Origin of the sequence: Pasteurella testudinis DSM 23072 (genome assembly GCF_900176075.1) — a bacterium.
Lineage (GTDB): Bacteria > Pseudomonadota > Gammaproteobacteria > Enterobacterales > Pasteurellaceae > Chelonobacter > Chelonobacter testudinis.
The window spans coordinates 20,166-42,660 of the sequence record NZ_FWWV01000008.1; the positions used below are offsets into that span (position 1 = coordinate 20,166).

Below are 22,495 nucleotides of genomic sequence, written 5' to 3' on the forward strand. Positions count from 1 at the left end.
TTTTTTATTTATATTGCGGCGTGATAAAAGTAAGCGCCCAAGCCGACGGTAAACACCATGTTGCCATAGATTGCGTGTTCCAAGCTGACCAGTATCAGACTTTGATGGCGCCGGTATTGGGCGGCGAAGATCAGACCGCCGACCAGCGTGAACAGCACCGCGACATAATTAAGAAAAACAATGTGCATATAACTGAACAGCAGCGCACTGAGAACGATCGCCAACCGCTGATTGTTATGCCATAAAGTGCGGTAGCGGAAAAAGAAAAATCGGCGAAATATCGTTTCTTGGGTAAAGGCGGAGAGAATCGGATAGAGCAGCATCACCAGCAACCAAAGCATGGGATCGTGGCGGACGAACGCAAGAAAGTTCTGCGGCATGACAAGTAAGGTAAAGCAAATTAAAGCGGCGCAAACCGCACTTGCCCGCCAAAACAGCGGCAGCAGCATCGATTTTTTCAGATCCCAATAAAAGCAGCGTACCCGATGTGCCTTTAGGATAAGCACGCTATAAAGAAAAACACCCCACAATAACGGAATCATGCTGCTGTTCGGTAACAGCTTGAACAGATAGAGCAATGGTACGGCAATAAAAATGGCGAAAAACTCTATGATTAGCCAGACCGATTTAGGCTCGGCCGGCGGGCTGTTGGCGTGCAATGTTTGCATGGCGACTTTTGACCGCACTTTGGCTCGTTCGACGTTAGCGGGTTTTGGCGTGGTATTTGATCGCCGCATGGTTTTCATCGCTTAATAGACTGCTGTCTTTTATTGCCGCTCTTGCCAACATATGCGAGGCGATCGGCAGGGTCAGGATTAAAAACAAGATGATAATTGCCAAGCGAATCGTCCAGCCCCAATCCCACACCGTCAGAACCGCACCGAGTGCAACCAGCGTTACGGCAAGCGTGCCTGCTTTGGTGGCGGCGTGTTGCTTGCTTAAGGTGTTCGGTAAAATATGCAGACCAAGTGCCGAAACCGCCAGACTTACGCCTCCGAGCAGTAAAAAAATAATCCCTAGAATATCAAGAATGGTGTTCATGTCGCTTTTGCTCATGTTGTTTTTCAGGTTGTTCGGGCAGCTGTTCCTGCTGCTGATTGTCGTTTTTACGCCGAATCACCGCCGACCAGCCGACCGTACCGATAAATCCGACCAGAGAAAGTCCGATTGCCACGTCGAGCAATACGGTGCGTTCGATCATCAGCGCAGCGACAATACAGAGGATCAGCGCAGCGGCCAATAAAATATCCAGTGCGACGATTCTATCTGCATCGTCCTTACCTTTTTGAATCTGCACGATCACAAACAGGATTGCGCTCAGGGCACAGAGTGAAATAAAAATCAGGCTAAATTGCAGCATGTTTCCCTCGCTCGGGCTGTTTGGCAAACAGCGTCATAATGTAAGGTTCGAATTTTTGTTTGATTTCGCGAACGGATTCATCGGTTTTTTCCGCGTCTAAAATATGCAGCAGCAAGCGATTATTTTCACTGTTGATGTCCAGCAGCGAAGTGCCCGGTGTCAAACTGATCAAGCATGACAACACGACCAAACCGGTTTCACTGACATGCGGAATTTCCAGTGTAATATAGCTGTCTTGCAACGATTTTTTCAGCTTGAATTGCAACTTGATAATCAACAACAGCGTGGCGAAACCGGATTTGACCATCAAACAAAAAAATTGAACACAGAGTTGCAACGCAGCGTAGGTTTTTTTGATTGCCATTACAACAGACCTCCCAATTGCAACGCGGCACGAGCGCTGAAATCGTATAACAGATTCGGCAGCAGGCTGATAAACAGAATCACGGCACACAGAATGCTGACCGCAATCACTGCCGGTTTGAGATTTTGCCGCACCGTAGGCTGCCAAACACTGTTGCTGTCGCACACCAGCGGGTGCGGTTTGCAAAATGCTTCGAACCAGATTTTCATCATCGAATACAGGGTCAATACGCTGACGATTAAGGCGATCGCCGTCCACAACGCGCGCCCTTGTTCGATGGTTTCGCGTAACAGCAGCACCTTGGCCCAGAAACCGGAGAACGGCGGAATGCCGACCAACGACAACGCCGGAATAGCGAAAAGGATTGCCAGCCAAGGTTTGATATTATACAGGCCGCCGATTTTACGCAGATCGTAGCTGCCGGCGTATAGATAGATAATGCCGGCGATTAAAATCAGGCAGGCTTTGACGATACTGTGGTGGAAGGTGTAATAAATCGCCGCGGCATTGCCGTCAGTGCCGCTGAGCGCAATCGCCAGCAAGATATAACCGATTTGGGAAATGCTGTGAAACACCAAAATGCGGCGCATGTCCCAATGGTAAGCCGCGCCCAACACGCCGACGACCATCGTACAGATGGCGATCCAAGCCAATACTCCGTGTAAAATCTCGATGCTGGGGGTGAACACCTGCGACAGGGTGCGCAGCAGGGTGTAAACCGCCACTTTGGTCAACAGGGCGGAAAACAGCGCCATAATCGGAATCGGTAAGGTGTGGTAAGACGCCGGCATCCAAGTAAAGACCGGAAATGCGGCGACCTTGATCAAGACCGCAACGATAAACAGGGTGATAATCATCAGTTTGGTCGGCGCACTGATAGCGGCTAACGCCGCTTGTACGGCTTGGAAATTGAGGTTGCCGGTGGCGCCGTATAATAAGGCGATCGAGGTCAGCAGCAACAGCGTGCCGAACAAATTCAGCACCATATATTTAAACGCGGCGTCCAGCTGTGAGATTTTGCGCCCGATTGCCAGCAAACCGATGGCGCAGATCAGAATCACTTCAAACCAAACATACAGATTAAAGAAATCTTGCGTAATAAAGCTGCCGTTGACTCCGGCGATCAGCCCGAAAGTCAGCGGCAGGGTCAGTGAATTCAGCGGGCGGGTGCTCAAGCCGGACAGCATAAACAGCAGACAGCACAACGTCATCAGGGCGGAAATGGTGAGCATGATATAGCTCAACACATCAATCTGGAAGCCGATCCCGTAGGGCAAAGGCCATTCGCCGAATTGCGAAGATAGTGCCAGTTGCGGCGCTTGCTGCAACGGTGCGTACATCAGGCAGTGGTTGAGCAGGATCAACACCGCCGCCAATAAGCCGATCCAGTATTGGGGGGCTTGGCGGTAACGCAGGATAACGGTGATTGCGGCGGCCAAGAGCGGTAGCAGTACCGGTGAAACGACTAAAAAATTCATCAGCACAGATCCTTACGATATTTTTTCCAATCGTCGTGGTCACCGTCATTATAAATCGACGGTTTATAGCCGCTGTTGTTCAACGGTTCGGCTTCGCGCCAGTGATTAATGTCATCGGTTCCCAAGCGTTTAATCAGTTTAATCATCAACACGACGGAAAAGCAGGTCAGGGCGAAACTAATCACGATCGCAGTCAGAATCAGCGCTTGCGGCAACGGATTGGCCGGATTACTGATGATCTCCTTGCCGTAAGGCACAACCGCCGGAACCGTCGAATAAACCCGACCGGACAGCAGAATAATGAAATTGACCGCATTGCCGAGCAGCATTAAACCGATCACAATCCGCAACGCATGGCGTGACAACAGCAGATAGATTGCTGCGATCAGAGTGATCCATAAGGTAATCAAAATAACTAAGGTCATATTTATCTTCGTCTCAATCTTGATATTCGGTAGTTTGCAATAACATAATGGCATAGCCGCTGACGACTCCCCAAATGCAGAGATAGACGCCTAAATCAAACAGCAGTACTGTGGAAATTTTATACTCGAAAAAGAATAACGGGATCGTCGCCCAAAAATGGTATAAAAACGCCTGTCCGTATATCAGCGCCGGAATACCGGCAACGGCGGCGAGCAACATGCCGCAGGCCGCCAAATTGAGCGGTGAGGAGAACGGCAGCTTTTTCATCGCTTGCCTGGCGGAAAAGGCGATTGCCCATAAAATCGAAGCCGAAGCCGCCAATAAACCGGCGATAAAACCGCCGCCCGGCTCGTTATGACCGCGCAGCAAAATGACCAACGAAGTCAGCAGCACGATCCAATATAACGGAAGTGCGGTTTTTCTCAATAACAGAATCTTAGCGGGCTTCATCGTCAACCTCATCATTGTCCTCAGTTTTGCGTTTTAAACCGGTTTGGCGTTTCAGTTCACGCAGTAACGGACGTGCGGCAAGCAGCGAGAACAACATCACAGCGACTTCGCCGTAGGTGTCCAGTGCCCTGAAATCGACCAAAATCACATTGATGATATTGCGTCCGTAAGCCGTCGGCACACTGTTTTCGATATAAAAATCAGAGATCGCGTGATCGAAATCCAGCCCCAATATCACCACAATCGTCATCACGATAATACTGGCGACAATCACCGCAAGCAGCAGGGTCAGCACCAGCCGTTTTGGGTGTTTGCGCCGATCCTGCGGGCGGTTGAAATCGGCGGAATCGTTGCGGATCAAAATAATCAGGATCGAGGCTAAAATAATCACCAGAATGGTTTCGACCACAAACTGGGTAAATGCTACGTCGGGTGCGGCAACAAAGACAAACAATAACGCCGATCCGAAACCGACCAAGCCGGAATTGAGCAGTAAAATAAACGGTTTACTGGATAACATCACACAAATTGCGCCGACACCGATCATAATCGCCGCGGTGATTAAGCCGGCATTCGGCAACGGATCGATTAGCGCAGCCAAGTCGACGTTGATTTTCATTCCTTGCACCAGCGCCCAAATCAGACTGAGGGTCAAACTGATTAAGGTGAAACTCAAAATCCACTGGATATAACCGGAAAGCAAACCGTGCTGGAAACGGCCGGTCACGCGCGAGGTCAACGCCGGAATTTGATCGACGATACGGGTATAAGTCGCCGCCCCGCCCCATTGCGGAAACAGTTTGAGGAAGCGGTCGAAGGCATGGTGCAAATTATCCCAAAAATGGAATACGATTAACCCGAATACGACGGTCGCTAAAATCGTTAAACCAGTGGTTTGCAGCGCTTCCCAGTTGAAGTAGAGATCAACGTCGCCGATAGGATCGGGGGTAATGGTTTGTGCGGCGATTTTGATAAACGGAATCGCCAACTGCGGCGTTAAGCCGATAAACAGACCGACAATCGCCACCAATGCCGGCGCGAGCAACATTTTGATCCGCACTTCATGCACATGCGGCGTAATATTGCTGCCGGGGTGCTGCCAGAATACGCGAATGGCGGCAACCGCCGCAACGGCGACGGCGATAATACTGAAGATAATATTGCCATAGGCGCTGAACGGCAGGGTGTCGTCCGCCTCTTTTGCCACCGCCAACGCTTCTTTGGCGATAAAGCCGAACGAGGTCGGCATACCCGCCATCGAAAGTGCGGCTAAAATGGCAACGGTGGCAGTCCACGGCATATAGCGTTTTAAGCCGCCGAGATGATCGATAATCCGAGTGCCGGTGGCATGATCGATATTACCGGCAACGAAAAACAGCGGCGCTTTATACAGCGCGTGCGCCAGCACGAAGGTGACGACCGCAATCGATGCCGAGCTGCTGTCCAAGCCGATTAATACGACCATGGTGCCGAGTGACGCCACCGTTGACCACGCCAGAATTTTCTTCAAATCCCGCTCACGCAGCGCCAGCATCATGCCCCATGCCGCCGTCAGCGATCCGACGGTTTGCAAAATCTGCTGCCACAATGCCCAGTCGGACAGGGCGTAATCCAACCTTGCCAGTAGGAAAATCCCTAATTTGACCATCGTCGCCGAGTGTAAATAGGCGGAAACCGGCGTCGGCGCCGCCATCGCATTCGGCAGCCAAAATTGAAACGGAAATTGGGCGCTTTTGGTGAACGCGCCCAGCAGAATCAAAACCAGAATCCACTTAAAGTGCGGTTGTGTAATGTAATCCGGTAACAGTGTGATGATTTCCGAGATTTGCGCCGTACCGGTCAAATGCCACAGCCATAAAAATCCGGCGAGCAAACACAGCCCGCCGCTGCCGGTGATCAGCAGCGCCTGTTTGGCGGAATTGCGGTTTTCTTCCGCTTGATAGTTAAACAAAACCAACAGAAAAGAGGTGATGCTGGTCAGTTCCCAAAACAGGAAAAACAGCAGCAGATGATCGGAAATCACGCAACCGATCATTGCCAGCATAAACACCGTGAGCAGCACATACAGCCGCCGCAGTTGTGGGTGGTCGGCAAAATAGCCCGCGGCGTACAGATAAACCGCGCAACCGATGCCGGTAATCAACGACAACATCAGCAGCGAAAGCCCGTCGATATAGATCAGAAAATTGAGATCGATCAGGCTGAACCAAGGGAATTGATATTGATAGGCAGGTTGATGGTTTTCTATCCACAGAAAAATCACGGCGATTAATCCGCTTAACGGTAATAAGCTCCAAAGTATTTTTTCAATTTTTGTCGGAGTTTTTCCCGATAACGTCGGATCGATATGTGCCATGTTTGAATTATCGCCTTATAATTAAACGGTATTAAAAAATAAAATATTGTTAATAAAAGTAACGTTTTTGTTAGATTTAGTCAACCGTCAAGCCGACTTGTCGCTTAAAAAGCAGACTTCAAGCGTGTTACCTTAATTTTTCCGCGTTGTAAGCGCAGTTGCAATTTTTCGACATTGGCGCTCTCGTACGGATAATCCGAGCGGAAATGTGCGCCACGGCTTTCTTGACGGGCAAGCATTGCCTGCAATAGCATTTCGGCACAACGTAATGACCAATATAATTCTACCCCATATTGGCTGACACGATAATGGCGCAGATGATGTTCAATTACTCCCAACGCCTGTTGCAGTCCTTGTTGATTGCGGTAAACATTAGCATTTAACGCTAATGTCTCTCGCACTTGGCTAAAAATGTCGCTGGCAGTTAGATTTTTTTCTTCATCTTCTTGTTTTAGTGGTTGCGGAAAGGTTTTGATTAATTCAGCTTCAATCTCATTTACGTCAAGCGGCGAAAGTGCGATTTGACAATACTGTTTGGCACGTCGCACGGCACGGGTTGCGAAAACTAAGCTGCCGCCGACCGAGTTACCGCCTAAGCGGTTTGCACCTTCGATACAGGCGGAGACTTCGCCAATGGCAAACAACCCGTTAACCGCACTTTCGCTGTTGCCGTCAATTTCAATTCCGCCGTTGCAACTGTGCGCAAAGGGTTCAATCACCGCACGATCTTGCAGCAGATCAACACCGATTTTTTGTTTCAGCCAATCCAGATAGACGCGATAAAATTCGCTTTGATCTTGATATAATGCCGGAGAAAAGGTTAAGCGCACCCCGTTACTGCCTCGTTGAATCGCCTGCATAACGGTCAAATCAAAGCGTTTCGCCGCAAAATCGACGCTAAACGGCGCGTAATCGCTGCGTTCGTCCATCATTGCCCGAAACGCCTGCTCCGACATATCACTAAACAGCGGTTGATCATTGCTGTCATAAACTGCCGTGCAATATTTTAGGGTGTGTTCGCCAAACAGCACTTTGCGCTTAGGCGCTAAAAATGCCGGAATAAATTGAATAAATTCCATATTGATTGCACACGCACCGGCATCTAACGCGATCGCGTGTGCCGAGCCGACAATATCATTGGGATAAAGATTGTTTTTATATAATGAAGCAATGCCGCCGGTTGCCAGTATCACGGCATGGCAACGGCAAAAAATGAATTCTACGCCATCAGCCGTTTCCTGTTGGAATACCGCACCTGCCACCCGATTATTCGGTGCGATAATTTTAACTAACGTGGCTTGTTCGTAATAGCGGTTCAGCGCGTTATGATCTAAAATTTCACGCGCCTTTTTGGCAGCGTTTGCCCACTCGGAAATTAAATAGATCGGGCGTGGGTATTTGGCAAAACAGGCAGGGCGGTTATCTTGCCGCAACCACGGCTGAAAACCGATGCCTTCCAATAATTCAATGCCTTGCTTGGATTCATTCAGATAATTTTCGACCACATCAGGATTGTTCATACCTTTGCCGACACGGGTGATGTCCTCATGAAACCGCACTTTGTCCTCTTCATCGCCGGTGACTTGAATGCCGAGCGTGGCTTTTAACGGAAAAAAACTTGCCCCGCCGGCGATCTTATTTTTAGTGATTAAGACGGAACGTAAATGCTGCTCGGAGGCTTGTTTTACCGCACTGAGTCCGGCGATACCTGAGCCGACGATTAAAATATCGGTTTCAATCACAGTTTGGATCTGAAATTGGGTTTTCATCATATTCATTAAGCTAAGTAGGAAGTAAAAAACCGCACTTTATGCTTTTAAAAGCAAAGTGCGGTTGGGCATTGCTGGGCTGAGTTTACAACGATTGCTGGTTTACAGCAATTGTTGGTTAAAGTAATGACGGTGCTGCGCCGAGCAGACGACGGGTGTAATCTTGTTGCGGCGTTTCGAAAATTTGTTCGGAAGAGCCGGTTTCGACGATTTTGCCGCCGAACATCACCACGATCCGATCAGAAACTTGGCGTACGGTTTGAATGTCGTGCGAGATAAACACCATCGCTAAATTCAGCTCTTTTTTCAAATCCGCCAACAAGTTCAGCACCTGCGCCCGCACCGATACGTCCAATGCCGAAGTCGGTTCATCGGCAACGATCAAGGACGGATTCAACGCTAAGGCTCGGGCAATGGCGACACGTTGTTTCTGTCCGCCGGATAAACGGGTCGGTTCGACGGCAGCGGCGGAACGCGGCAAGCCGACACGGGACAACAGCTCGTACACCCGTTTCTCACGTTCGTGCGGTTCGAGCACGTTATGGATATCCAACGGATCGCGCAGAATATCGAACACCTTCATACGCGGATTAAGTGCGGTTGCCGGATCTTGGAAGATCACCGACACTTGGCGCCCGAACTGTTTGCGTGCAGCGGCACTGCCGTACTGCATTTTCAAACCGTTGAATTTGACTTCGCCCGATGTCGGTGGCTGCAAGCCGATCATCACATTGGCGAGGGTGGATTTGCCGCAACCGGATTCGCCGACGATACCGACGGTTTCACCGGCGCTGACGTGGAAATCCACGCCGCCGACCGCCGTCACTTTGTTGCGGCTGAATAATGAACCGTCACGCGAAGGGAATTGCACCACGATATCTTTTAAGTTGATGATATGTTGCGGTTTGATGACTTTGATACTGCTGCTCATACATTTTCCCCTTGTTCAGTAGCTTGGCTGTTTGCCGCTAAGTGCGAAGCCCAGAAGTGGTTAGGCACGTCGCCTGCCGGTACTAACGGTAATTTTTGATCCGGATTGGCATCAGGGCGCAACGAGCGGCCTGCGAAGCGGTCACCGACGGCAAAGTCGTAAGGCGACGGCACGCTGCCCGGAATTTGATACAGCCGTTCGGCACGCTCTTCGGTGGATAACACCGAGCCGAGCAAACCACGGGTATATTCGTGCATCGGATTGGCTAACAGCGGTGAAGTCGGCGCGCTTTCCACCACTTGACCGGCGTACATCACGGTGATGTGGTGTGCCATTTGCGCTACCAATGCCAGATCGTGACTGACGAAAACCATCGCAAAGCCGAGTTTTTCCCGTAATTCGTTCAATAGTTTGATCACTTCCGCCTGCACCGTTACATCAAGTGCGGTCGTCGGTTCGTCGGCGATAACCAGTTTCGGTTCTCTTGCCAACGCCATAGCGATCAACACCCGTTGCCGTTGTCCGCCGGACAATTCGTGCGGATAGCGGTTTAAGGTTTTCGCCGGATCGAGTTTCACCCACTCCAGCAGGGTTTCGGCGGTGTGTTTGCTGCCGCGATTGATAATCTGCGCCATTTGCGCTTTGATCCGCATTGACGGATTCAAGGCGCTCAAGGCATCTTGATAGATCATGGCGATTTCAGTACCGCGCAACAGGTTTAACTCGGTGGACGTCAACAGGTCATGCTCTTTGCCGCTGCGATCACAGAAAGTAATGCTGCCGCTGATTTTGGCGGACGGCGGTAATAATCCCATAATCGAAAACGCCGTAATTGATTTGCCGCAGCCGGATTCGCCGACCAAGCCCATGGTTTCGCCTTCATTGACGGTGAAACTGATGTTATCCACCAACGGGGTTTGACCGTAACGGCTTGGGAAACGGATTGAGAGGTTTTTCACCTGTAAAATCGGTTTGGCGTTCGGATCAAGCTGCATACGATCGTTACGGCTGATCTCTTTGTTGTGCAAATTAAACAGGTAGCGTTTCAGCGCCAAGCCTTCAGCCATCGCTTCCTGCACGTCTGTGCCCAGAATGGTTGCCGGTTTTTCGGCACTGTTATCGGTTTTGGTGGTTTTGCGCAGTTTCGGATTGACCAGCGCATCGGTTAAACCTTCCGCTAAAATATTTAACGCCAAGACGGTTAACAAGATGGTCAAACCGGCAAATGTGGTTGCCCACCAACCGCCGTTCAACACCAGATTACGCCCGTAAGCAATAACGTTGCCCCAAGACGGAGCCGGCGCTTGCACCCCTGCGCCCAAGAAAGAGAGCGAGGCTTCAAACACAATCGCATCGGCAACCATTACGGTGGCGAATACCAATACCGGAGCGGCGGTGTTGCGCACAACGTGCTTAATCAGAATATACGGACGGCTGGCGCCTAACACGCGTTCGGCGCGAATGTAGTCCTCTTCCCACTGGGCGACTACGTTGGCGCGTACCACACGGGCGAGCTGCGGCGTGTAAACCACGGCAATGGCGAGAATGATCATCGGCAAGGAGTTACCGAAAGTCACCAACAATACTGCGGCTAAAGCGATTGCAGGGAAGGACATCATAATATCCATCAAGCGCATAATGGTTTCGTTGCCCCAGCGGCTGGCGGTGGCGGCGGTCGAACCTAGGATCGCACCGAACAGAATTGCCAAGCCGACCGAGCCCAAGCCGATAATCAGCGAGGTTTGCGCGCCGTAAACCATGCGTGAGAATACATCACGCCCCAGACGGTCGGTTCCGAACCAGTTATTCCAGCTTGGCGCTTGCGCCGGAATGCCGCTTGCCAACGGGTCGTGCGTGGCGACCCAAGGGGCGAAAACCGCAACCAGAATAATCAATGCAATAAATGAGAGCGAGAGTTTGGCGCTGGACGGCAGTGCTTGAAAGCGGGCGCCGCCGCTGGCTAAACGTTTACTTAAACCTTGACGTAGCATCATAGACTCCGGATTCTTGGATTAATCAATAAATACAATATATCAACGATGATATTGACCAAAATAAAGGTAAACGCAATCGTTAATACAACCCCTTGTACTAAATGCAGATCATGATTGACAATGCCGTTGAAAATCAATTTCCCCATTCCCGGTAAATCGAAGATTTGTTCGATAACCACCGCGCCGCCTAATAAGTAACCGACACGCAGACCCAATACGGTCACAGGTGTGATTAAGGCGTTACGCAGTACGTTATAGCGAATAACAGTAGAGTAAGGCACGCCGTTACCGATTGCGGTACGGACGTAATCTTTATCCATTTCTTCCACCATTGTGGTGCGCACCACCCGAATCAGCGAGGCGCAAACCGGCACGGCAAGTGCCAAAGACGGCAAGGTCATGGATAAAACATAGTCTTTCGGACTTTCGCTGAAAGGCACGAATCCGCCAGACGGAAAAATATCATGGTCTAACGAGAGCCATTGAATTAATAAGATCCCCAACCAGAATGACGGGGTGGCGACAGCGGCAACGGAAAGCAGACGGATAACCTGATCAACCCAACGATCGCGGTAAAGTGCGGCGACAACGCCCAAACTAAAAGACACGATGGCGGCGACAAAAACACCGATAAAGGTTAATTGCAAGGTTAGTGGAAAGGCTTTGGCGATCAGCGAACTGATTGGCTGTTCCGGCGGCATGGTGACACCAAAATCTAAATGAAATAAGTTAACGATATAACGTCCGTATTGAACCAAAATAGGATCATTTAAGCCGTGGGTTTCCCGATACAGGGCTTTGGCCGCTTCACTGGCACTGTCCCCCAATGCGATAATAGCCGGGTCGCCGGGACTGAGTTGCAGAATAACGAACACTAATGCCGTCACCCCGAACATCATGACCGGTAGGGCAAGCAAGCGCCGCAACAGCAAACGCAACACAATTTCCATATGGTTTTCTCCAAATAAAACAATGAATTAAGATGTGCAGGTATCTTGCGATACCTGCAGTATGGCTTTTAATTATTTGCGACCGGTACCGATGAAAGACAGACCGGTTGTTGGTAATGGCTGGAAGTCGTTGAGTTTTTTCGCATCCCACGCAGTAGGCAGTTTGCGGTGGAATAACGGATAAAGCGGAACTTGATCAGCGATGATATCAATGGCCTGCGCCCAGATTTTCTTCGCTTCGTCGTTGTTTTTCGCTTTCACGGCTTCGTCCAACAATTCTTGAACTTTGGCGTATTCCGGCGTGTCGCTCCAGCGATAACGGTTTTTCGCCCAAACATCACCGCGATACCACCAGCTCATCAACAAGTCAACGTCGTTACCGAACACTGACGGATCGCCCGGCGCAATCACCACACCGAAATCGCCAGACGGAATGGCTTGGCCGTATAACGCACCGGATTGCAGATGTTCTAAGCTGACTTTCACACCCGGAATTTTGTTCCAAGATTCCAAAATCAACGGTGCACAGTCTTTCACCCAAGAGTGGTCGGTAGCCAACAGCTTGAAGGACAGCTCGTTGACACCGGCTTCTTTCAATAACGCTTCCGCTTTTTTCACGTCGTAATCATATTGGGTTGGGGCTTTAACGTAATCGGCGTGGGTGGTTTGCAGGAATGAAGTCGCAGGCTCGGCATTACCCATAAGTGCGGTATTGATCAAGGCTTGCGTATCCAATCCGTAGTGTAACGCTTTACGCACTTTCGGATCGTTAAACGGCGCTTTTTCACAGTTGAACATCAAGAACAGCAAGCCGAAAGATTGCACGGACTCAACGGTTTGACGTCTTTGCAGACGGGCAACGTCCAAATAAGGCACGCTTTCCATCGCTTGGATACGGCCGGATTCTTGCGCGGTAACACGGGCGGAGTCATCGGACAACAGGAACCATGTCATGTCTTTCACTTGGGCAGGATAAATACCGTTATAGCCTTCGTGGGCGGCAAATACGATACGGTCGTCTTTCACCGCAGAAACGAATTTGAACGGACCGGAACCGATTGGCGTCGCATCGAATTTCGCCTGACCGACGGCTTCGATAACGTGCTTCGGCACGATTTTCACGATAGTTAAACGATCGGTGAACAGCGCAAACGGATATTTCAGTTTAAATTCAACGGTTTTATCATCAACGGCGGTGACTTTGTCGATATACGGAATAAATTGGGCAAACAAGGATTTGTTTTCAGGGTTCAATACACGTTCGAAAGAGTAAATCACATCTTCGGTTGTCACCGGTTTACCGTCATGGAATGTCGCGCCGTCACGCAGTGTGATTCGCCAAGTGGTGTCGTCAACTTGCACCGGTTCGGCACCGGCTAATGCCAAATAAGGTTTGCGGGTGGCAGGGTGCAGGTCAACCAAGCCTTCGAAAATGTGCAGGTTGGCAGCATAAGAAGATGCGCCGCTTGAGGTTAATGGGTCAAATCCGGTGGACAACGGATAGGCAATCCCTGCTTCGATGCTGCCGGCTGTGGCGACTTGTGCGAAAGCCGGATTGGTGAATGTTCCCAATGTACCGGAGAATGCCAGTCCGGCACCGACTCCGCCCATGAGTTTCATAAAATGACGGCGTGATTCGTTATGTGATGTAGTCATATGCAACGCTCCTTTATGTATTGATTAAATGCGTCGCAAGTATTGCGCGCATTCGGTGTTGTTTATAGTGGTTAGAGAACCTATAAGCAATTTTTCATCACCGCCTGAAACTGCCGCATTACTGCCGCTAAAGTGCGGTTGATGTGAAATAAGCGACTTCAATGTTAGTTTGAAGTGTTTTTATCCACGATTAAAATATCGTGAAGTGTAGCTATCATAATTCTCCATTCGGATAGGGTCAACAAGAATCCCATTAAAAGCAAGATGTTTTGTAGAAAGTGAGAAGTAAGTCACAACTGGTGAAAAATGCGGCGCGATTATTGGGATATTTATGCTTATCAATAAGCATGAGAAAATGGTAAAAGAAGCCCTAGGTTACAAGCGGAGCAACAGGGCCCAAAGTGCGGTGAAAGCCGTCAAGGTTTTAACTCGCCACCTGTTCAATCAATAGATCCAGCCCAACCTGATCATAGGCTTCAATATCTTGATCATTGCTTTCATTAATAATCAAATCATTTAATGCGAGGCAGCCGTGAGCCTTGAGTTTGTTTTTGGTAAAGTTGGAGCGGGCGGCGGAGCTTTTGTTGTTTAGGCTAATCACGCCGATGGTGGCATCATCATCGCAACGGTGTTTATTGATAAATACCAAGTTATAACCCGATTCGCGGATATAGCCGGTTTTGCTGATGGCGGCATCGAACATCTCTTCGCGCACCAATTTATTGGTGTTTTGCATAAACACATTGCTGCGGCTGGTGCGAATGTAGGTGTTGCGCATGTTGGACAGTGTTTTCAGTTCAGGCTTGTTTAACGCATATTTCGCCAGTTTCACCAAGTCCATCACGCTCGAGACATTTTGGCTGGACAAGCCGGAGCTGTCGCTAAAACGGGTGGCATTCATCTTTAATTTTTTTGCTTTTTCATTCATCTTTTGAATGAATTTAGCGCGGCTCATACCGGCAGAGCGCGCGAGGGCATGGGCAGCATAGTTGTCGGAATAGACCAACATTGCCTTTAATAATTCTGAACAGGAGATAGGCGTATTTTTCGGTAATTTAGTGCTTGTGCCTTTAATATAGTCGTGATCGTCTTGTGTAATACTGGCACGGCAGTTGGCATTGCGGTTATTTTCTAAGAAGACAATGGCAGTCATCAATTTGGTGACCGATGCAATCGGGCGAACGCTATTCGCTGAACTGCTTTCTAAAACTTTGTTATGGGTAAAATCATACACCACATAAGACTGTGCGGACAGCAGCGGTGAAGCGGATAAAAATAATGCAACCAACCATGCTTTTTGGAGTTTATCAAAATAAGATCTGATATTAGGCATAAAAATAACCTACCGAGTGAGAGATGGAAATTCAAAATGATAAAAAATAGACTTAATTGCGTAATTTAAGCATATTTTTTATTATTTTGTTAGCTGATATTGCAATATTTTGTTGATATTATTTTTTCTGATAGTCGTCAGTAGCAAAATTAGAAAAGTAAGGAAGAAAAAGTATAGATATAAAAAAAGCTACCTGAAGTAGCTGTCTTTTTGATTTTAAATCATTTTTAAATGGTGCCCGAGGCCAGACTTGAACTGGCACAGCCCGAAAGCCGAGGGATTTTAAATCCCTTGTGTCTACCGATTTCACCACTCGGGCAGAACTGATTAGATGGAGGCGTGTCCCGGAATCGAACCGAGCTACATGGATTTGCAATCCAGTGCATAACCTCTTTGCTAACACGCCGCTAGATAAATGATTTGTCTAGGATTTGTTTGGAGCGGGAAACGAGACTCGAACTCGCGACCCCAACCTTGGCAAGGTTGTGCTCTACCAACTGAGCTATTCCCGCAAACTAAACAACAACATTGACTGTCGTTAATCAGTGGTGCGCATTTTACTGACTTCTGATTTAGTGTCAATGGCTGATTGCAATTTTTTGTTTGATTGCCGAAAAAATGAGTGGTTTAGCCGGATTTCATTCCAAAATGCGCCGCCTGTGCGTTTTTTTCGGCAAGTTTGGCGAAAGAGGCCGAAAGGCACTTTAATCCTGCCGAGCTTTATGTAAGAATAAATTCTTTTTATTCCCTTATTCCATCTGTTTTTAAAGGCGTAATACTATGACGAAAACCTACTCAATCGAAACCGAACTCGCCCAGTTAGGCAACCGTAGCGATGAGCAAACCGGTGCGGTTTCGGCGCCGATTTATCTTTCCACTGCTTACGGTCATCGCGGTATCAACGAATCGACCGGCTACGATTATACCCGCACCAAAAACCCGACCCGCACCGTATTGGAAGAGGGAATCGCACGTTTGGAAGGCGGCGATCGCGGTTTTGCCTGTGCCTCAGGCATGGCGGCGATTCAGTTGTTGATGTCGTTGTTCCGCGCGCCGGACGAATGGATTATTTCCAGCGATGTGTACGGCGGCACTTATCGTTTGTTGGATTTCAGCTACAAAAACAATCATTCGGTTAAACCGGTGTATGTCAATACCGCAGATTTGGCGGCGATCGAAAGTGCGGTCACGCCGAATACCAAAGCGATTTTTGTCGAAACACCGTCCAATCCGCTGATGGAAGAGTGCGATGTGGCGGCGATCAGCCGAATCGCCAAAAAGCACAATCTGTTATTAATCGTGGATAACACGTTCTTAACGCCGGTGCTGTTCCGCCCGATTGAACACGGTGCTGATTTGGTAATCCACAGCGCAACCAAATATTTGTCGGGACACAATGATGTGTTGGCCGGTTTAATCGTATCCAAAGGGCAGGAGCTGGGTGAACGCTTATTCTATCTGCAAAACGGTGCCGGTGCGGTGTTGTCGCCGTTTGATTCGTGGTTAGCGGTACGCGGTTTGAAAACGCTGGCGTTGCGCATGGAGCGCCATCAGCAAAACGCGCAGGCGATTGCCGAATTCTTGCGGCAGCAAGAGGTAGTGCTGGACGTATTGTATTCCGGCAAGAGCGGTATGCTCTCTTTCCGTTTGAAAGATGAAAACTGGGTCAATCCGTTCCTGAAAGCGATCAAGCTGATCACCTTTGCCGAAAGTCTGGGCGGCACCGAGAGTTTCATCACCTATCCGGCAACGCAAACCCATATGGATATTCCGGAAGCGGAGAGAATCGCACGCGGCGTGTGCAACCGCTTATTGCGTTTTTCCGTCGGGCTGGAAAATGTGGAAGATATCAAAGCCGATTTGGCGCAGGCGTTTGCCGGTTTGCAATAAGTGAGTTTAAGTCAATTAACTTAATATAATATAAAGGGATATTCATGGGGATATCCTTTTTTATTGCTATGTTAGAATGGCGTTCGTTTTTTAAATTATGATAAGAATATGAATTTGACCGCACTTTTAGAGTTTGACCGCCAACACTTATGGCACCCTTACACCTCAACCCTTGATCCGTTGCCGGTGTATCCGGTGGCAAAAGCGGCAGGCGTGGAAATCACCCTACAAGACGGGCGCACGCTGCTTGACGGCATGTCGTCGTGGTGGGCGGCGTTGCACGGGTATAACCACCCGCGCTTGAATCAAGCGGCGGCGAGCCAACTGCAACAGATGAGCCATATTATGTTCGGCGGTTTGACCCATGAACCGGCGGTGCGTTTAGGGCGCTTGCTGTTGCAGATTTTGCCGCCGGCATTGACGCATATTTTTTATGCCGATTCCGGCTCGGTTGCGGTGGAAGTGGCGATGAAAATGGCAGTGCAGTACCAACACGCGCTGGGACAAGTGCGGCGCTGTAAATTTGCCGCCATTCGTGCCGGTTATCACGGCGACACATGGCATGCGATGTCGGTTTGCGATCCCGTCACTGGTATGCACTCGCTGTTCAGCCAACGTTTGCCGGTTCAATTTTTCCTGCCGCAGCCGCAAACCCGTTTTGATCAGGCGTGGGATCCGGCGGATATCCAACCGCTTGCCGAGCTGCTGGCAAGCCACACCGACGAGATTGCGGCGTTGATTTTAGAGCCGATAGTGCAGGGCGCAGGCGGCATGTATTTTTATTCGCCGCGTTATCTGATCGAAGCGAAAAAATTGTGCGAACAGCACGGCGTACTGCTGATTTTTGACGAAATCGCCACCGGATTTGGACGAACCGGTAAATTATTCGCCTTGCAGCACGCCGAGCAGTACGGCAATGCCACGCCGGATATTATCTGCCTCGGCAAGGCGCTGACCGGCGGCTACATGACCCTGTCCGCCACCGTGACTACCGCACAGGTTGCCGATACCGTCAGCAGCGGCGTAGCCGGTTGTTTTATGCACGGCCCGACCTTTATGGCGAATCCGTTGGCGTGCGCCGTTGCGGCGGAGTCGATCCAATTGTTGTTGGAAAGCGATTGGCAGGGCAATGTCGCCCGTATTGAACGGCAATTGCGGCAAGAGCTTGCCGTTGCCGCCGCTTGGGATTGCGTCGCGGAAGTGCGGGTGTTGGGTGCAATCGGCGTGCTGGAAATGAAAAGTGCGGTCAACATGGCGAGCCTGCAAGCGCGTTTGGTTGAACAGGGCGTGTGGGTGCGGCCGTTTGGCAAATTGGTCTATCTGATGCCGCCGTTTATTATCACGCCGCCGCAACTGTCCCGCTTAACTGCCGGATTGTTGCGTGCGCTGCAACAAGAGTATCCGCAAGCATGTTAAATTTTTACGCCGAACAGGTGCAACAACTGAAAGCGCAAGGACAATACCGCACTTTGCCTGATATTTGCCATGAGGGGAAATATATTTGGCGTGACGGGCGCAAAATGCTCAATTTTTCCTCGAACGATTATTTGGGATTGGCTTCGGACAACAGCTTAAAGCAACAATTTTTTGCGCAAACCGATGTCGGCGAAGTGGCGTTGACCTCCTCCTCGTCACGCTTGCTGACCGGCAATTTTCCGGTTTATGCCGAGTTGGAAACTTTAATGGCAAACCAATTTCAGCGTGAAGCCTGCTTGCTGTTCAACAGCGGTTATCACGCCAATATCGGTATTTTACCGGCGCTGGCGGATAAGCAGACTTTGATTGTGGCAGATAAACTGGTGCACGCCAGTTTGATCGACGGCATTCGCCTGTCCGGCGCCGATTATCAACGTTACCGCCATAATGATTACGCCCATTTGCAGCAATTGCTGGAAAAATATGCCGCTCGTTACCAACGGATTATTATTGTCACCGAAAGCGTGTTCAGTATGGACGGCGACACCGCGGATTTGCCGCACTTGCTGCAATTCAAACGGCAATATCGCAATATTTTATTGTACGTTGACGAAGCGCATGCGGTTGGCGTGTTCGGACAAAACGGGTTGGGGCTGGCGGAAAAGTGCGGTTGTATCGGGCAGATCGATTTTTTGGTCGGCACGTTCGGCAAGGCGCTGGCGTCGATGGGGGCGTATTTGCTGTGTGATCAGGTGATTAAAGACTATTTAATCAACAAAATGCGACCATTGATTTTTTCCACCGCACTTTCGCCGCTAATCGTGCAGTGGAGCGGTTTTGTGATGCGGCGCTTGGCGCAATATCAGCCGCAACGGGCGCGGTTGGCGGCGTTAAGCGCGCAATTGCGCACGGCGGTGCAAGATTTCACCCAAGCGCCGATGCCGAGCAGCACCCATATCGTGCCCTACATTTTAGGCGATAATGCCGCCGCCGTTGCCAGTGCCGAACGCCTGCAAAAGTGCGGTTTTTACTGTCTGCCGATCCGTCCGCCGACCGTGCCGAACGGCACATCGCGCATCCGTTTTTCGCTGACGGCGGACATCAGCCAAGCGGAATTGGATCAACTTTTGACAATGTTAACGGCGGAGAAAAAATGAAGACCGAATTGATTGCCGGTGCGGGCAACTGCCGTTTAATCCTCTATTTTGCCGGTTGGGGAACGTCGCCTGACTTGGTGCGCCGCTGGGATATTCCCGACGATTACGATCTGCTGCTGTGCTGGGATTACCGCACGTTGCAGTTTGAGTTCGATCTCAGCCGTTATCAACAGTTGCATTTGGTCGCATGGTCGATGGGGGTGTGGGCGGCGGAGCAGTGTTTGCCGGCAAACATTTCCCTGCAAAGCAGCGTGGCGATTAACGGCACGCCCGGTTTAATCGACGACCAATTCGGCATTCCCAGTGCGGTATTTAGCGGCACGTTGCACAATTTTGATGACAGCACCCGTGCCAAATTCGATCGCCGCATGTGCGGCAGCCGCGAGGTGCTACGGCAATATCAAGCCGGCACACTGCGCGCGAACGACGAAATCAAAGCGGAATTAAGTGCGGTTTATCAGGCGTTGGCAACGGCGAAAGCGCCGCATATCCGCTGGCAAAAAGCGATAGTCGGCAGCCAAGATCGGATTTTCCCCAGCGCCAATCAACTGGCGTATTGGCAGCGGCAAGGCTGCCGTATCGAACAAATTGACGCACCGCACTTTTGCTTTGCGCACTTCGATAACTGGATCGCCATATGCCGTTGAGCCGCGAGAAATTACGGATTCAACGCTGTTTTGCCAAAGCCTTGCCCAGTTATGATCAACAGGCACGGGCGCAGGCGCAGATCAATCGGCGTTTATGCCAAATGTTGGCGCAAAACGGGCGCTTGCAATTTGAGCGGGTTTTGGAGATCGGTTGCGGCAGCGGCGGGTTGACCCGCCTGTTGGCACAACAATTATCGGCGCAATCGCACAAAGTGCGGTCGTGGCAACTGAATGATCTCAATCCGCTTGCTTTGCAACAAGCACAGGCGTGGTTGACGACGGAAACGGTGCAATTGTTGGCGGGTGATGCCGAATATTTAACCCTTGATCAACCGGTGGATTTGTTGGCATCGGCGTCTACCGTGCAATGGTTCTCGCAGCCGCAGCGGTTTATCCGTTTGGCGGAGCAGGCGCTAAAACCGCAAGGGCTGTTATTGTTCAGCACGTTTTTGCCGGATAATTTAATTGAAATCAAACAATTAACCCAAATCGGCTTGAACTATCCCGACAAAGCGCGGTGGTTGGCGTGGCTGCAACCGCACTTTGAATTATTGGCGCTGGACTGCGAACGGATTGTTTGCCATTTTACCCAGCCAAGTGCGGTTTTGCGCCATTTAAAAGCCACCGGTGTTACCGCCACCAATCAACAGGCTTGGACAAAAGGCAAGTTAGCGGATTTTTATCAGCGCTATCAGCAACGGTTTGGCGTGTGTGATGACGAAAATCACAGCAAAGTGCGGTTGACTTATGCGCCGCTGCTGATTTTGGCAAAACGGAAATAGAATTTATGCAACGCAAACAGATTATTTTTATCTCAGGAATCGATACCGATGTCGGCAAGACCATTGCTACCGCATTTTATGCCAATCGCTTGGCGGCGCAAGGCGCTTCGGTGATCACGCAAAAGCTGGTGCAGACCGGTTGCAGCGGTATTGCCGCCGATATCCAACAGCACCGAAAACTGCAAAATCTTGCGTTGCAACAAGCGGATTTGGACGGGTTGACCTGCCGCTATGTATTCGATTATCCCTGCTCACCGCACTTGGCGGCGGCAAGGGAGCGGCGCACGATTAATTTGGATTGGATTACTGCCGATACGCAAAAATTGGCGCAGGCATATCAGGTGGTGCTGATTGAAGGCGCCGGCGGCTTGGCAGTGCCGTTAACAGACGAAATCACCAGCTTAGATTATCTGCAACAACAGGGGTATCCGCTGGTGTTGGTCACGTCGGGCAAGCTCGGCAGTATCAACCACACCTTGTTGAGCCTTGAAGTTTGCCAAAGGCGCGGTATTGCGTTACAAGCCCTGATTTATAACCAATATCCGCAAATCGATCCGATTATCGAAAACGAAACCCAAGCCTATTTGCAGCGTTATCTGGCAACGCATTTTCCGCAGGCGGAATTTATCGTGATGCCGCTTATCGCACAATAAAATCCGAATTATTGCATTCCGCTGTTTTCGCCGTTATTTTCGCTATTGACACCTTTGAGCGGTTTGCCGTCGGCACTGCTGATCAGCACCAAAATACCGAAGAGCGGGTGGTCAAAATACATCATTTGGTTATCGCTATAACTGCTTTGGCTCTGGTATTGGATCGTATGGCGTTGCGTACGGTTATTTTTTTCTTCGGTGTTATCCTCAGTATTGATCGCATCAATATCCGGTACGGTGGCGGTTTCCTGTGCCAAACTGCCGAATGCCTGTTGCTGTTCTTGTGCGTCCGCTCGTGTATTATAGCTGAACGCCAAATTGAAATTGAGTTCGATTTTCTCGTCTTGCCAGATCAACAAGCGCCCGTCAATTGCCGGAATGGCGGCAGGATCCGATTGGATTCGGATTGGAAAAGCCGCACTTTGCGCGCCCAGTGCCTGTGTCCAGGCTTGGTGATAGAACGGAATATAGGCTTCGTGTTGCTGAAATTTGGTGAAAATGTCGTTTAACTGCATTTCATTTGCCGCTAACGCACGGGCTTGCAGTTGATCCGCTGACGGCAAGACGGCGTCAGCCAGCGGAATCACTGAATTGAGTTCAGGAAATTTTTGATTCAGGCTGTCTTGATCAAATAAGCGTTGGAAGACAATCAGTTCTACATTGGCCTGAGTGGCATACTCATCTTCGGCGGTAGCCGCATCTGTGCTTGAAAGCTGGGCTGCCGCCGATTCAGTTAACGCCGTCGTAGCTGCAGGGGCGGTCGGTGCCGAGCTTTCGCTGTTCAGCGGCTGATTGGCATACACTTGTCCGCTGAGCAAAAACAGCGGGGTTAATTTGGCAACCAAGGTAAAAAAAGAGTTGGATAACGTCATGACGGGTACTC

General features: G+C 50.0%; 21 protein-coding genes and 3 tRNA genes. 6 read left to right on the forward strand and 18 right to left on the reverse strand.

Going from position 1 to position 22,495, the window contains the following annotated elements; translation table 11 throughout:
• Positions 1–8: 8 nt before the first annotated feature.
• From B8880_RS04725 to B8880_RS04805, 17 genes are all read right to left on the reverse strand, one after another.
• Positions 9–737 (reverse strand): CPBP family intramembrane glutamic endopeptidase, encoded by a 729-nt coding sequence (locus tag B8880_RS04725; RefSeq protein WP_159460719.1) that lies wholly within the window; start codon positions 735–737, stop codon positions 9–11.
• A complete protein-coding gene (mnhG, locus tag B8880_RS04730) occupies positions 703–1,041 on the reverse strand; it encodes a monovalent cation/H(+) antiporter subunit G (RefSeq protein WP_159460720.1) in 339 nt (112 codons plus the stop codon). The genes B8880_RS04725 and mnhG overlap by 35 nt, the downstream gene beginning before the upstream one ends.
• The gene (locus tag B8880_RS04735; RefSeq protein WP_084256436.1) at positions 1,025–1,360 is read right to left on the reverse strand and encodes an MrpF/PhaF family protein; all 336 of its coding nucleotides are present in this window, start codon (positions 1,358–1,360) and stop codon (positions 1,025–1,027) included. Before B8880_RS04735 ends, mnhG begins: the two co-directional genes overlap by 17 nt.
• On the reverse strand, positions 1,347–1,724 hold the full coding sequence (locus B8880_RS04740; RefSeq protein WP_084256437.1) for a Na+/H+ antiporter subunit E: 378 nt from the start codon (positions 1,722–1,724) through the stop codon (positions 1,347–1,349). Before B8880_RS04740 ends, B8880_RS04735 begins: the two co-directional genes overlap by 14 nt.
• Complete coding sequence (locus tag B8880_RS04745) at positions 1,724–3,202, reverse strand: complex I subunit 5 family protein (RefSeq protein ID WP_084256439.1); 1,479 nt, start codon at positions 3,200–3,202, stop codon at positions 1,724–1,726. Before B8880_RS04745 ends, B8880_RS04740 begins: the two co-directional genes overlap by 1 nt.
• On the reverse strand, positions 3,202–3,627 hold the full coding sequence (locus B8880_RS04750) for an NADH-quinone oxidoreductase subunit K (protein ID WP_084256441.1): 426 nt from the start codon (positions 3,625–3,627) through the stop codon (positions 3,202–3,204). Before B8880_RS04750 ends, B8880_RS04745 begins: the two co-directional genes overlap by 1 nt.
• 13 nt (positions 3,628–3,640) lie before the next feature.
• Positions 3,641–4,078, reverse strand: coding sequence for an MnhB domain-containing protein (locus tag B8880_RS04755; protein ID WP_115306422.1), 438 nt, complete (start codon positions 4,076–4,078; stop codon positions 3,641–3,643).
• On the reverse strand, positions 4,065–6,434 hold the full coding sequence (mbhE, locus tag B8880_RS04760; protein ID WP_084256445.1) for a hydrogen gas-evolving membrane-bound hydrogenase subunit E: 2,370 nt from the start codon (positions 6,432–6,434) through the stop codon (positions 4,065–4,067). Before mbhE ends, B8880_RS04755 begins: the two co-directional genes overlap by 14 nt.
• A 104-nt stretch (positions 6,435–6,538) precedes the next feature.
• Entirely contained in the window at positions 6,539–8,206 is a 1,668-nt protein-coding gene (locus B8880_RS04765; RefSeq protein ID WP_084256516.1) for an FAD-binding protein, read from the reverse strand.
• Positions 8,207–8,321: 115 nt separating this feature from the next.
• Positions 8,322–9,134 carry an ATP-binding cassette domain-containing protein gene (locus tag B8880_RS04770; protein ID WP_084256447.1) on the reverse strand — a complete coding sequence of 271 codons (813 nt, stop codon included), beginning with the start codon at positions 9,132–9,134 and terminating at the stop codon, positions 8,322–8,324.
• Positions 9,131–11,125 carry a dipeptide/oligopeptide/nickel ABC transporter permease/ATP-binding protein gene (locus tag B8880_RS04775; RefSeq protein WP_084256449.1) on the reverse strand — a complete coding sequence of 665 codons (1,995 nt, stop codon included), beginning with the start codon at positions 11,123–11,125 and terminating at the stop codon, positions 9,131–9,133. Before B8880_RS04775 ends, B8880_RS04770 begins: the two co-directional genes overlap by 4 nt.
• Positions 11,125–12,078: an ABC transporter permease gene (locus B8880_RS04780; RefSeq protein WP_084256451.1), complete on the reverse strand. Its 954-nt coding sequence runs from the start codon at positions 12,076–12,078 to the stop codon at positions 11,125–11,127. The genes B8880_RS04775 and B8880_RS04780 overlap by 1 nt, the downstream gene beginning before the upstream one ends.
• A gap of 72 nt (positions 12,079–12,150) precedes the next feature.
• Entirely contained in the window at positions 12,151–13,734 is a 1,584-nt protein-coding gene (locus B8880_RS04785) for an ABC transporter substrate-binding protein (RefSeq protein WP_084256453.1), read from the reverse strand.
• Positions 13,735–14,158: 424 nt separating this feature from the next.
• Entirely contained in the window at positions 14,159–15,067 is a 909-nt protein-coding gene (locus B8880_RS04790) for a D-alanyl-D-alanine carboxypeptidase family protein (protein WP_084256455.1), read from the reverse strand.
• 232 nt (positions 15,068–15,299) lie between these two features.
• Positions 15,300–15,386: transfer RNA gene (locus B8880_RS04795), tRNA-Leu, on the reverse strand.
• A gap of 13 nt (positions 15,387–15,399) precedes the next feature.
• Positions 15,400–15,473 (reverse strand) — tRNA-Cys (locus B8880_RS04800).
• A gap of 30 nt (positions 15,474–15,503) precedes the next feature.
• Positions 15,504–15,579: transfer RNA gene (locus B8880_RS04805), tRNA-Gly, on the reverse strand.
• A gap of 268 nt (positions 15,580–15,847) precedes the next feature.
• On the opposite strand from B8880_RS04805, the gene B8880_RS04810 reads away from it, so the two are divergent.
• The 6 genes from B8880_RS04810 (at position 15,848) to bioD (ending at position 21,612) form a co-directional block, all read left to right on the forward strand.
• Positions 15,848–16,957 (forward strand): methionine biosynthesis PLP-dependent protein, encoded by a 1,110-nt coding sequence (locus tag B8880_RS04810; RefSeq protein ID WP_084256457.1) that lies wholly within the window; start codon positions 15,848–15,850, stop codon positions 16,955–16,957.
• A 108-nt stretch (positions 16,958–17,065) separates the two neighbouring features.
• A complete protein-coding gene (bioA, locus tag B8880_RS04815) occupies positions 17,066–18,373 on the forward strand; it encodes an adenosylmethionine--8-amino-7-oxononanoate transaminase (RefSeq protein ID WP_084256459.1) in 1,308 nt (435 codons plus the stop codon).
• On the forward strand, positions 18,367–19,530 hold the full coding sequence (locus B8880_RS04820; RefSeq protein ID WP_084256461.1) for an 8-amino-7-oxononanoate synthase: 1,164 nt from the start codon (positions 18,367–18,369) through the stop codon (positions 19,528–19,530). Before bioA ends, B8880_RS04820 begins: the two co-directional genes overlap by 7 nt.
• Positions 19,527–20,177 carry a DUF452 family protein gene (locus tag B8880_RS04825; RefSeq protein WP_084256463.1) on the forward strand — a complete coding sequence of 217 codons (651 nt, stop codon included), beginning with the start codon at positions 19,527–19,529 and terminating at the stop codon, positions 20,175–20,177. Before B8880_RS04820 ends, B8880_RS04825 begins: the two co-directional genes overlap by 4 nt.
• Positions 20,168–20,959, forward strand: a complete 792-nt coding sequence (bioC, locus tag B8880_RS04830) for a malonyl-ACP O-methyltransferase BioC (protein ID WP_244165607.1) — start codon at positions 20,168–20,170, stop codon at positions 20,957–20,959. Before B8880_RS04825 ends, bioC begins: the two co-directional genes overlap by 10 nt.
• Before the next feature lie 5 nt (positions 20,960–20,964).
• Entirely contained in the window at positions 20,965–21,612 is a 648-nt protein-coding gene (gene bioD / locus B8880_RS04835; RefSeq protein ID WP_084256465.1) for a dethiobiotin synthase, read from the forward strand.
• An 8-nt stretch (positions 21,613–21,620) separates the two neighbouring features.
• Here bioD and B8880_RS04840 read toward each other — a convergent pair whose 3' ends face one another.
• A complete protein-coding gene (locus tag B8880_RS04840) occupies positions 21,621–22,484 on the reverse strand; it encodes a CsiV family protein (RefSeq protein ID WP_084256466.1) in 864 nt (287 codons plus the stop codon).
• Between the last annotated feature and the right edge of the window lie 11 nt (positions 22,485–22,495).